Annotated in this window: 7 protein-coding genes; 4 read left to right on the forward strand and 3 right to left on the reverse strand. The window is 57.7% G+C overall.

The window, feature by feature from the left end; translation table 11 throughout:
• Positions 1-145 precede the first annotated feature (145 nt).
• Together SPI6313_RS22250 and SPI6313_RS06610 are read left to right on the forward strand one after the other, a co-directional pair.
• Complete coding sequence (locus SPI6313_RS22250) at positions 146-3559, forward strand: response regulator (RefSeq protein ID WP_084668925.1); 3414 nt, start codon at positions 146-148, stop codon at positions 3557-3559.
• Between the two features lie 11 nt (positions 3560-3570).
• A complete protein-coding gene (locus SPI6313_RS06610; protein ID WP_072620287.1) occupies positions 3571-4779 on the forward strand; it encodes a BaiN/RdsA family NAD(P)/FAD-dependent oxidoreductase in 1209 nt (402 codons plus the stop codon).
• On the opposite strand, the gene SPI6313_RS06615 is transcribed toward SPI6313_RS06610, so the two are convergent.
• The gene (locus SPI6313_RS06615) at positions 4774-7200 is read right to left on the reverse strand and encodes a glycoside hydrolase family 9 protein (protein ID WP_072620288.1); all 2427 of its coding nucleotides are present in this window, start codon (positions 7198-7200) and stop codon (positions 4774-4776) included. The genes SPI6313_RS06610 and SPI6313_RS06615 overlap by 6 nt on opposite strands.
• A 36-nt stretch (positions 7201-7236) precedes the next feature.
• Positions 7237-8589, reverse strand: coding sequence for an oligosaccharide flippase family protein (locus SPI6313_RS06620; protein ID WP_072620289.1), 1353 nt, complete (start codon positions 8587-8589; stop codon positions 7237-7239).
• A gap of 255 nt (positions 8590-8844) precedes the next feature.
• Between SPI6313_RS06620 and SPI6313_RS06625 the strand changes: the two genes are divergently transcribed.
• Both SPI6313_RS06625 and SPI6313_RS06630 read left to right on the forward strand, forming a co-directional pair.
• Positions 8845-9843, forward strand: a complete 999-nt coding sequence (locus tag SPI6313_RS06625; RefSeq protein ID WP_072620290.1) for a sulfotransferase — start codon at positions 8845-8847, stop codon at positions 9841-9843.
• A 36-nt stretch (positions 9844-9879) separates the two neighbouring features.
• Positions 9880-11076 carry a glycosyltransferase family 4 protein gene (locus SPI6313_RS06630; protein WP_072620291.1) on the forward strand — a complete coding sequence of 399 codons (1197 nt, stop codon included), beginning with the start codon at positions 9880-9882 and terminating at the stop codon, positions 11074-11076.
• Between the two features lie 262 nt (positions 11077-11338).
• Here SPI6313_RS06630 and SPI6313_RS06635 read toward each other — a convergent pair whose 3' ends face one another.
• Complete coding sequence (locus SPI6313_RS06635; protein ID WP_072620292.1) at positions 11339-12697, reverse strand: FAD-binding oxidoreductase; 1359 nt, start codon at positions 12695-12697, stop codon at positions 11339-11341.
• Positions 12698-12751: the final 54 nt, after the last annotated feature.

Below are 12751 nucleotides of genomic sequence, written 5' to 3' on the forward strand. Positions count from 1 at the left end.
GCAATGGCCTGGGTTAAAATCCTGGGGTTCCGTCGCGATCTGGAATGAACGGCCTACTATTGTTATTGGTGGGTCTACTGAGGGTTAATGTATCCAAAATTAGGCTCCCAATCTGTCCCTTGCATTTCGAGTCTTTGAAAGACCCATGGCGAGTCACAAAGTCCTCATATTAGATGGTGATAGTGTTGTCCGCAGCAAATTGCGCCGACTACTCCCCCCCGGCAGCTATGAAATTGCGGAGGCTAGTGATGGCGAGTCAGGGCTAGCTCTGATTCACCAAGAACGGGGGCGGATTCGGTTTATTTTGCTCAATGCGGCGCTGGCGAAGGTGAGCGGTTGGGATGTGGTGGCTCACTTGAAAGCCGATTCAGATTTTCAACATATTCCCCTGGTGGTGATGCGGGGTTCCCAGCGTCAAGATCCGGATCTCACGGAGCCGGTCTACGCAGCGGTGGAGGTTCTGGATAAACCCTTTGAGCGATCGCAACTCAAACGCGCCGTTAAAACTGCAATCCAAAAAGCGAAGGCTCTCAACCCACAGAAGAACGCCCCCAAAGCGGTAAAAAAAGCGGTAGAACCTGCGATCGCGCCCCCCATACCTGAACCTCCACCGAAATTCTCCGCTCCTAAACCTCCACCACACCCCCCCACTGTTCCGCCAGCCCCGGTGATTCCAGCGATCGCGGACAATCCCCCAACGATTCCCCCCACAGACCCAACACCCGTTGAGGATCTCGACCCCACCGATCTAGAAAATGCCTTTGAAGACTATGTGGATTTTGGAAATTTAGCGGCAGAACAGCCAGAGGGGGATGATCCCTTTGCGGGGTTGGATGATTTTATGGCCTCCGCTGAAGCGTCCGAGACCCTCGACCTCCCCGAAGAACTGCAACTCATTGATGATTTTGAGGCCTTACCCCACGACCTCGAACAGCCACCCTTTGACCCCACCTCCGGGTTTACTCAGCCGTTCATCCGGCCCCAAGCCTCAGAGGTGCAGTCCACCCCAGCCCCGTCTGATCCTGCCGTTCCCACCCCCTACACCCGCGACACCCAGACCCCGCCTGACCTGGAGCTAGAACCGGAGGATTTGGTTAATTCGCCTGCGTTGAGTTCAGAGTTTAGCCGGGGGGGGATGTTTAGTGCGCCGCCGGTGGGGGAGTTTTACGAGGAGGATGAGGCGATCGCGCCAGTCCCGCGTCCGTCTGCCGTCGTTCCCGCTGCGGATCTCACCGTGGCACCCGATTCGGTGGAGGATACTGTCTTTGGCGATTTTGGCGTTGATCAGCCGTCCGCCCCGGATGACGCGCCGGAATCGGCCACCGATGACGTGCCGTTGGAGTTTAACCCAGAGGCCTTTTGGAATCAGGAGCCAGCGATCGCGCCGTCCCCCTCAGCCTTTGACCTCGACGAAGACGAGCACCCCTTTGAGGACGAAGATCTTTCTAGTTTTCTCACCCGGCCCGCCGCCATTCCGCCCCGCAAACTCGATGCAGAGGACGAAACCGACGATCTCTTCCTCACCCCCGACCCTGAACCCCCCTCCGATGATCTGGCCCCCCTAGATTTAGGGTTGGATCATCCCTTTGCAGAGATACCAGCGGACTCGATGGCCGCGACGAACGCCAGCGATGCCGCCTCAGACTTTCTCGCCGAGCCAGATCCCGCCCCCATCCCCGACCCGATTATTGATCCGGCCCTGGCCTATACCCCAAGCGACCAGCCCGATGCAGAGATACCGTTAGCCGGGGAAGACGAGGGGGAATCTCAGCTTACGGTCGGGGCTGACACTGCCGATGTTGCCGGAACCGGGGATGATTTCACCCTAGGGAATGATTTTGAGTTTGATCTTTCAAGCTGGGAACCCGATGCGGTCACGCCGATGCCCGATCCCCTCCTAGATGCGGATGATCATCCGATCGCGCCCCTGGGAGAAATTCAGTTTGACCCCTCGGATCAACTCGAACCGGATACCGAGGAGAATACGGTGTTAGGCGAGACGCGATCGCCCGCCCCTCCCCCCACCGATCCAGGTGACCCCTTCGCCGCGCTCGATGATTTCACCCTGGCCACCCCCGACGCAGAAAACACCATCCTGGCAGATAAGCAAACCAGCCCCCCCATTGCCAACCGCCTCGAACAACAACTGGATGCGGCCTTAGCCTCCGAGGATGCGGAAAAGGCTGATGATGGTGATGATGTCGATGTGCTCAACGACAGCCCCGAATATACCGTCCTCGAAGACAAGCAAGAGATTGACCCGGCCCAGTTTCCGCGCTTTTCCTTTGAAAATCCTGACACCAAACCCACCCTGCTCCAAGAGGGCATGGTGACGCTGTTGGGGTTTGATGAAGTGAAGATGCGGTTTGAAAGCCGTCTTGAGTCCGAACGAAACGCCGCCCTCCGGGATGCCTTGGACTACGGAGAAGAAGGTTATGATCTGGTGATCAATGCCCTGCGAGACGAAGCGGGGCCAGTGCGTGACGCAGCGGAACAGTTGATTAAAGAACAGTTGCGCAAGTCCAAACACGCCCGCCCCCTCGCCCAGCAAGCCTGGTTAGAGGTGGAGTGCATCAGCGTCATTACGGGCCATTCCCATTGGGTGCAGACGGTGGCGATCGCTCAAGATAACCGCACCCTCGTCAGCGGCAGCAAAGACAGCACGATCAAAACCTGGGATCTGCGCACCGGCCGCGAAACCGGCACGATCACCGGCCATGCCGCCTCTGTCCTCTCCATCGCCATCAGTCCCGACGGCGACCACATCATCAGCAGCAGCACCGACAACACGATCCGGATTTGGGACATTCACAACGGCACGGAAATTCAAGCGATTAGCGGTGATGCCCACCATAAAATCTACGTCGTCGCCCTCAGCCCAGACGGCAGCGTGATCATCAGTGCCAGTGCCGACCAAACCGCCAAGCCGGAATTTGAAACCGGCCTTTCCGGGCTGCTTAGTTATCTCCCCTCAAAAACCACCTCGCCCCTGTTGTCGTTGATTAACTTCATTCGGCGCAGTCGGGAAATTAAGCTGTGGGATCTGCCCACGGGTAAAGTGAAAGGGAGTTTAGTGGGCTATTCCAAAGGGGTGACGGATCTCGCGATCACGCCCAAGGGGGATAAGGTGGTGAGCGGCAGTCGCGACCACACGATTAAAGTTTGGGATCTGGAAACGCGCAAAACCCTAAACACCCTCTGGGGCCATACCGATGAGATTCGCTCGGTGGTGGTGACCACCAATGGTCAATATGTGGTGAGTGGGAGTCGCGATCGCACGATCAAAATTTGGGATCTGCGCACCGGCCATGTCCTCCGCACCCTGCGCGGCCACAGCCAATCCGTCACCTCCATCGCCATCAGCCCCGACGGCAAAACGATCATCAGCGGCAGCCGCGATGCGACCTTGAGAATCTGGGACTTTGACAGCGGCGAACACCTCAACACCTTAATGGGTCACACCGACCTGATCCGCTCTGTGGCCATCAGTCCCGACGGCCGCACGATCGTCAGCGGTAGCCGCGACAATACGATCCGGGTGTGGGCGGTGAAAGGGTGAGGATTGCATCCATGCGCATTGGTGTGATCGGCGGCGGCGCGGCGGGATTTTTTGGGGCGATTACAGCGGCGTTAACGAACCCTCAGGCCGAGGTGACGATCTTCGAGGCTGCCCCGGAACCCCTGGGGAAAGTCCGCATTTCCGGCGGCGGCCGGTGCAATGTGACGCACCATTGTTTTGATCCGGCCCAGTTGGTGCAGCAGTATCCACGGGGGGGGCGGGCGTTGCGGGGGGCGTTTTCGCGGTTTCAGCCAGAGGATACGGTGGCTTGGTTTGCGGCGCGGGGGGTGCCGTTAAAAACCGAGGCCGATGGCCGGATGTTCCCGATCACCGACGATGCCGCGACGATCGCAGATTGCCTCATCCACACTGCACGAGCGGCAGGGGTACAGGTGCGTTTAAAAACCCCCGTGCGCGGCATCGAGCGGCGCGATCGCTGGCAGATCCAGTTAAAGCAGGAACGGTGGGACTGCGATCGCCTCCTCCTCGCCACGGGTTCCAATCGCCTCGCCTACCGTTGGATCGAGTCCCTCGGCCATACCCTGATCCCCCCCGTGCCCTCCCTCTTCACCTTCAAACTCAATGATCCGCGCCTGCGAGATCTCGCCGGGGTCAGCGTCGATCCGGCGATCGTCACCCTCGGCCCCGGCAAAACCAAACTGCAACAAACCGGCCCCCTACTGATCACCCATTGGGGTCTAAGCGGCCCCGCCGTCCTCAAGCTCTCCGCCTGGGGAGCGCGACACCTCCATGACCAGCGCTATCACGCCCCCTTAACGATTAACTGGTGTCCCGGCGAAACCCCCGACAGCCTCCGCCAGATCCTCGCTGCCACCAAACACGCCACCCCCAAGCGCAAAGTTAGCACCGCCCCCCCGGTTCCCCTCCCGAAACGCCTCTGGCAGCGCTTCGTTGCCCTCAACCTCGCCAACCCCGATCAACTCTGGGCCCACCTGAGCAAAGCCGAACTCCTCAGCCTCGCCCGCGAACTCACCCAAGGCCAGTATCACATCACCGGCAAAGGGGTGTTTAAGGAGGAATTTGTTACCTGTGGCGGCGTGGAGTTAAAAGAAGTGGACTTTAAAACCTTGGCCAGTCGTCGCTGTCCGGGTCTTTATTTCGCTGGGGAAGTGCTTGATGTGGACGGGGTAACGGGGGGGTTTAATTTCCAAAATGCCTGGACGACGGGCTGGCTCGCCGGACGTGCGATCGCCCTATGAATCACCAGCGGGCAAGAGACTCACACTCCTTGGGGGATCGGTGGCGGCCAGGTAGCCCCAAGCGTAGGTGGTGGGGCCCATGGACTGTGCGATCGTGAATTCTGTGACGGCGGGAAAGAGAAAAATATCAAAGTAGGCCTCGGTGGTGGGCCATTGGCTGGGGTCGGGGAAGGTGACGGGGCGGAAGCGGTCGAAGGTCCAGTAATGGCTGTATTTAACGACATCGAGGGGGCCGTAGATGGGGATGCCGGGGGGTGGGGCTTGGGCTTGGATGCGGGCATCGATAATGAGGGGGTTTTGGGGGGGGTGATGACCGAGGCCGGTAATGGTGGTGATGTTGTCGGGGTTGGCTCCGAGGGCGAATTGACTGACGACGATCGCACCTCGATAATACTGTTCTTGACCCGTTAACACATGGGCCCGAATCAGGGCGATCGCTTTCGGAGCGCCGAAACTACTGCCCCAGCCAATGGGCTGATAGGGGTCATCCTTCGCCCAGCGAAAGCCCGTTTGTTGGGAAAAAGCCAGGACAAGATCCGCTTCTTTGATCAGGGCGCGGCGGGCCTGGCGTTGCACGCGGGAGTCAGCGGGGCGATCGCGCAAACGAGCATAGACAAAGGCCGCATCCCGTTGATGATGGCTAGCCCACTGCAGGGTTGGCGCGTCGGGATCATCAAACACCGTGGTTTGTAGAAAAAGATCATGCCAACGGGATTCCCCGGTGAGGCGGTAGAGTTCGACGGCGGCGAGGTTGCGGGCATCGTTAACCTGGTGGGGGAGGGGGTTTAAGCCATGGGCAGCGGCGGGATCGGTGCGGGCGGCTTCGGCGTAGGTCATGGCGGCGATCGCACTGCGGCGATAGGTTTGGGCCAAGTCAGGGGCGCGATCCTGAAGGATCGTTGCCACCTGCGCCGCCCCCCCCGCATAGAGATAACTCGACCACAGATCCGGCCCATACACATAGGTCGGTAGGGTATTCTGCCAACTGGCTTCACCGCGATGGGGATGGGAACTCGATTCAATCCCACCACGCACGCCCCCATTGGGCAGTTGCAAGCGCCGGAAAAAGTCCAGATTCCACAGGGCTTCATTCACCAAGTCGGGCAGGCTGGGGTAGTCCTGGGGAATGTTCAAGCCCAGTTGGGTAATGCGGGGCGCAATTTCGACGAGTTCCAACTGTAGGCGGGTGGCTTCGAGGTGCTGAATCCGGCGATCCCAATCCCCCGCATCAAAATACCCCCCCCAGGCTTCCGGCACGGGGGTTGTGCTGGTTTCAGCTTGTAAGGCTTCAAAAACGCTTTCATCCCCAAGTCCCATGGTGGTTTCCATGAGGGTGGTGCGGGCTTGGTAGATGGGGGTGTCGTCGGGGTGGAAGGGACGGGGGCGTGTCCAATCGGTGTAGGGCTGGGTGAGGGGGATGCCGCTGCGTTGATGGTAGAAACCACGGGCCACGGTGCGGTAGGCCGTTTTCCAAATGTCAGGGGCGATCGCAAAGGGCAGCGAACAGCCCACGGTTGCCACACAGAGGCGATAGCGGCCGGGGGTGCGGAGGTTACTAAAGTCGAGGCTGTAGACATCGGTGAGGGTATAGTTGCGATCGCGGGGATCTTCGGATTCCGTCGCCGTTTTGGTTAATTGCGCCTGGCCGGTGAATTGAATGCGATCGCTCCCCGCCGCCACCACCGTAAACTCCAAACCCTCCGGATAGGACCAGCCCCCCCCGTTGCCCACCCACAACGACAAAAACCCCACTTTCACCGGATCATCCGGTCGAAACCCCAACTGCGACACATGCACCGCCTCGCTCCATTGCCGTTGGGGATCGTAGCGGAACGTGACCGCAGATAAGGCCAGGGGCGATCGCTCAAAGGACAGGGTATAGGTTTTGCCAACGCTTAACGGCTGGGAAAAGCGGAGATAGAGCCGATGGCGCACGGGCCAATCCAGTTCGCCCCGGCTGAGTTGGGCCATGTCCGTCGGCTTGCTTTTGCGAAACACCGCCCCCGGTTGACGGGCTTGGCGATAGTTCGGATCATTCTCGGAGGCGAGGCGATAGTGATTGCTTTGGTCGGCCCAGTTGGGGTCGAGGCGATCGCCCTCGTAGCGATCAAAGCCATAGAGAAGATCGTGATTGGGGCCGACGAGGTTACCGATGAGGGTTTTATTGCGCCGTACCCAGGGCTGATCATCCCGTGTCACGATGCGATCGCCCGGTTCCGGTTGGTACGGTGTTTGCTGAGCGTGAACCACAGCACCGAGGTTAAATTCCACCGCCACCAGCGTCCCATCCACTGGATATACCTGAATCGGGGCGGTCGGAGTAGACATCGATGCCACACCCAAGAGCCAGCCCCCCCGCCAGATCAAGGCAATCAGGAGAACTGCGATCGCAACACCACTCCACCGATATCCCTTGAGCACGCTTGTTTCCTCCGTCGTCTATGGTTTCGCCCTCATTCAATAATAGGTTTCAAACATTAGATCGAGGGGCATTCCCCAATCCGCCCCATAGCGCAGCACCAACATCACCCCCAACATCCCCACACAAAACACCGTACTCAGAAAATCTTGGCGCAAACAGAGCATTTGCTCTTGCTTCAAGCCATACAACGACACCAGATAGGGGAAAAAATCACTCAAGGAAATAATCGCGATCGCCCAGGGCAGCCCCCCCCAGGTATATGCCAAGGGCACACCCACCGCCATCACCAATAAACTCGCAAAATTGCTGTAGGCGTTGTACACCGGCTTGCCCACCGCCAACAACGCTGGGCTATGGGTATAAAACAGCACCGCAAACCAGATCCCCACCGACAAAACCGGCAACATCCAGGCCGCCTGATCGTAGCGATCATCATAGAGCGCCAAAATCACCAAATCCCCAAACGCCATAAAAATCGCCACCCCTAGCCCAGAACCTAACAACAACGGCCACCGCTGTCGCTGAATTTTGCGCACCAGTTGCGCCCTGGGGAGTCCGTTATTTTGGGAAATGGCCGGGAAGATGACCTTCGTGCTGAGGCGTTTTAAAAGTTTGCGGGGAATATTAGCCATCGTGTAGGCGATCGTATACACCCCCAACATAGAAAACGGCAGCAACTTCGCCAAAATGAGGCGATCGGACTGCTCGGCCAAAAACATCATGATTGCCGCCACAAAAATCCACCGCCCAAAGGAGGCCAATTCCTCTAAGGATTCCCGGTCAAGCTGCCAACGCGGTAACGGCTCTTTAAAAAAGCAATAACTGCCAATGGTTTTACACAACGTTCCCGCTAACCCCCCTAGGGCCAGGGCCCAAATGGTCGGACTCAGCCACGCCCAAGTGATCATCACCACTAGCCCCAACACACTTGCGCCCAGTTCAAGCATCGTCAGTTTCCCCACCTCCAGACGACGATTGAGGGTGAAAAATGCATTGGAGCGAACACCATCCAGGACAGTCGTGAACCCGACTAGGGGCAGGAGGGGGAGCAAGTTGGGATCACCATAAAAGTTAGCAGCGGGAACCGTTAGGGCGAGGCAAACCCCCCATAAAATTAGCCCCCGAATCACCTGCACTGTCCAAGCGGTGTTTAAAAAGGTGGGATCTTCTCCCCGTGGACTCTGGACGACGCTTTGATTCACGCCCACATCGGAAAAGAGTTCCAAACCCATGCGGAGGGTGGTGGCGAGGGCCATCAGCCCGAAGAATTCCGGGACGAGCAGACGGGTGAGGATGAGGTTATTGACGAAGCGGAGCATTTGTTGTGCTCCGTAGCCAAATAAGACCCAGGTTGCACCACGAACAGCGCGTTTTTTAATCGAAGCCATAATTTTAGGGGGGAAGGGAAAAAGCCGCAGAATGAATCCAGGGGTGGACAACCCTGTCATCGTTCCATGCTAGTGAATCCTAGGGGATGACGCTGAGAATTGCGATCGCACTGTTTGCCTGTTCTCCGGTTGAATCAGGTAATCCGTTAAGTTTGGCAGCCAGGGGGATGCTTTTTCTCTCTGTAAATCTCTCACTTCTGTCCGGATCGGGCAACGTATGATGGTGAGGAATGACTTGGCTTATTCCTTTTTTCCATGCAAAACTACGCTTTGATTGTGGGTCACGGTCGCTCCGGGACAAACTGGCTCCTTGATATCCTGGATGCGAGTCCCCTGACCTACTGCCGCAACGAACCCAACGAAGTCCACGATTCCCCCTGCCAAAAACTCGCTCCCCTCTGGCAGGGTGGCCAAGATGTGGCCACCATGACCGATATGGCTGCCCATTGGGATGAGATTGCGGCTTGGATGGGGAGCCGCATGGGAGAGCGGGATCATCGCCTCGCCACCCCGAAGCAGTATGTGCATCCCTGGGCACAAAAATTGGGGGTGGCGTATTATCCGGCGCGTCCAAAGATTCGTCAGGCCTTGCGAACGGCGTTCCCAGGGATGCGGGCGGGAGAATGGCCGATGCCTTGGTGGGTGGGGGATCAGCAAAAACTAGAGCAGGCCTACGCGGTGCTGAAGATTAACCAGGCGGCGCGGGTGGCGGTGTGGTTGCTCAAAAACCGCCCCCAGGTTCCCGTGCTGCATATTGTGCGCCATCCGGGGGGGCGGCTGAATTCCTGGCTGAATCGATTTTTGGCGGTGCGCGATCGCGATCGCATTAACCAACGCAACAAAGACCGCCTCCGGGATGTGCTAGCCGTATCCCCAGAATGGAGCGATCGCATCGGAGACAAGATCGACGCAATGCCCATCGCCGAAAGTGAAATGTGGTTCTGGCGCTATGTCACCGAAACCATCCACCAAGCCGGCGAGGGCCTCCCCCATTATCACCTCATCCTTTACGAAAACCTCGCCCATGACCCCATCGGTACAGCCCGACAAGTGTACGAAATGTGTGATCAACCCTGGACACCGGACATTGAAGCCTTAATCCGAGCCGGAACCAAAGAATCGGTTTGGGGTGCGATCCAAGGGACACCGATGAGCGTTGCCCAAGCCTGGCGCAAAAAACTCAAGCCCGACGAAATTGAATCCGTCAATCATGTCCTCGACAGCAGCATCATGGCCCACTGGTGGGATGAGTAATTCGCCTTCGATCTAAACCCCCTGAACAAAACAATCATGAAACCCCTCAAAATTCTCTATGCCTCTGGCCCGGTGGATGCGGCAAGTGTGTATGACTATTGGCGCAACGGTGAAGTTGATCCGTACCATTGCACGCTGCCCTTTGTCTATCAATTTTTTGATCTCTGCCGGAGCTTGAATGCACAGTTTTATGTGCTGTCTCGTTGTCAGCGCCCTGGGATGATTCAAGATGGTAACGGCAAAATCAAGCATAGTCCCGTGCCCTTTGAAACGAGTTCGCCGCTGCTCTACTATGGGGGGCAATTGTGGGCGGGGTTGCATTTGATTTGGGAAGCGATCGCCTACCGTCCCGATGTGCTCGTCATTCAGGGCGGGCGCGTTTTTCCCTTCTTCCTCTCCCCCATCGCCTGGTTAGGGATTAAAGTGGTTCCCTCCTATCATTGTGTGCTTTGGGCTAAATATCGCCCCCAAAGTCAGGCCATGAAACTGATTTGGGCCTTAAATCGCCGCCTCTTTAGCAAAGATGCCACCGCGATTCTCTCCACCTCCCCCGATATCACCGCCCAAATCCACGAACTCACCCAGGGTAAACCCCGGCCCATTACGCAATTCCTGTCGATTTATCAACCTGACCAGTTCAGCGATTTTGCCCCGCCTCACCATGATCAGAGTTGTTTCAAGATTCTCTATGTGGGACGGATGCGCGAGAACAAAGGCATTTTCGACCTCCTCACCATTGCCCAGCGTTTCCGTGCGGAAAATTACACCACGATTCAGATTGATCTCTGCGGCACAGGGCCGGATCTCGAACCGCTGCAAGCGGCGGCCGCTGCGGCGGGATTGAGCGATCGCTTTGTCTGCCATGGCCACTGTAGCCGCCCCGTTCTCCTCGAAAAATACGAGCAAGCCCAGGTCGTGATCGTCCCGACCACGACCCGCTTTGTGGAAGGGTTTAACCAAGTGGTGCTCGAAGGGGTTTTATCCGGCCGTCCGGTGATCACATCGGCGGTTTGCCCTGCGATTCACTATGTCCGTGAAGCCGTGATGGAAGTGCCCCCGGACGATGTGCAGGCTTACGGAGATGCGATCTTGAAGCTCTACCATGATCCGGAGCTTTACCAGGAAAAACACCGCACCTGTCTGAAAATTCGCGATCGCTTCTTCGACCTCTCCCAAGGCTGGGGTGCAAAATTCCACAGCATCCTCCAAGCCCAGGGGTTAACGCCGTCTTGAGGTGCGAATGTGTGAACCAGAGGCTCACAGCACCTTTGGGCTACGGCCGATACATCACCCACGTTGCGAGTCTGGAGTGGGTATCAGTGAGCCAGAGGCTCACACTATCCTGATCAGAGGGGATCAACCGCAGGCGAGGGTAAGGTATCAGTGAGCCAGAGGCTCACACTACCCTGCCTGGAATCCTTTGTCGTGCGAGCTTCCTCGCTACCCTGATCAGAGGGGATCAACCGCAGGCGAGGGTCAGGTCGATCGTCTCGCGTTACGCCGTCGGGGGATATTTCTCAAACCAAGCCCGCATTTTGCCGGGGTTGAGCAGACCGTAGGGGTCTACTTGTTCTTTAAAGGCGAGTTGTACCGGGTCGATCACTTTGCGGCCGCCATCTTCGAGGATGTAGGTGTGGGGGTTAGCGATCGCGCAGCCGTTCGCTTCGTGGTAGTGAATAATTTCGTTGAGGCGTTCGGGGGTGGAGTAGCGCACCAGTTGCAGCCCCGCCGGAATCGCCTTGCCATTGACCCGCAAAAACTCCAAATGCACCATCACCTCATCCCCAAACTCACGGATCATCTTGTCCACATTTTCGAGGGTAAAGAAAAAGGTTTGCAAATAGGTCAAGGTGGGATCGACGGCGCGGGCGTGGAGGGTGGTATGGTTCCAGGTAAATTCAGCGAGATTGATCCCTTTTTGGGCATCGGTGGCGGGTTTGGTGTAGGCGATCGCGCCGTTAAATTCTGCCACCAAATCCTGCAACGGAGCGAGGGACGATTCCGCCAGGATCAAGAGGGCGCAGGATTTTCCGGCGGGAATATAGGTCTGTAAGGCCGCGAAATATTGCGGAATGGGATCGGCGTGGATGCTGACTAATTTTTTAATCAGGGCATCGGCATCGCTGAGGGTTTGGCCAAATTGGGCGGCGGCGGCAAAGTCGTCAAAGGTGACGATCGCTTCGGCCCAATCGTAGGCCGGAGCGAGGGGGACTTCCAATTGGGTGATAATGCCATTGGTGCCGTAGGCGTGGTTGACCTGCTGAACCGCGTCGCCGCGCAGTTCGAGAACGCGGGGGGTGTCTTCGAGGGTGACGACGCGGACGGCGTGGAGATTGCCGCGATCGCGCAATTGTCCGTAGGTAATCGAGCCGATGCCGCCACTGCCGCCGCCAATGAAGCCGCCGATCGTCGCCGTGCGATAGGTGGAGGGATACATCCGCCATTCCCACCCTTGGGGACGGGCTTGTTTATCAAACGTCGCCAAGCGCACCCCCGGATCAACGCAGGCCACCCCGCCTTTAAGCCAGTGGATCGCGTTGAGTTTCGTCAAGTCCACGACAATCCCGCCATCGAGGGGAATACATTGCCCATAGTTACCTGTTCCCGCGCCGCGCACCGTCAGGGGAATCCGATGGTTAACGCAGACTTGCGCCACCCGCAGCACCTCCGCTTCGGTGGTGGGACGCACCACCAAGTTCGCCCGCTTGTGGCCCAATTGCGCGGCGAGGATGGGGCTGAAGTCGTAGTAGTCTAGGGAGAGCTTGGTGAGTTGGTTGGGGTCGGCGATCGCTTCAATGCCGGCCAATTCAGTGGCGATCGCGTCCCAATTGATCGAAGCAGCAGTAAACGTCATCGGTTGTCGCGTCCCTTCACGGATGGAAAAATTTAGCCCTATTGTATCGAGATG

Origin of the sequence: Spirulina major PCC 6313 (genome assembly GCF_001890765.1) — a bacterium.
GTDB lineage: Bacteria > Cyanobacteriota > Cyanobacteriia > Cyanobacteriales > Spirulinaceae > Spirulina > Spirulina major.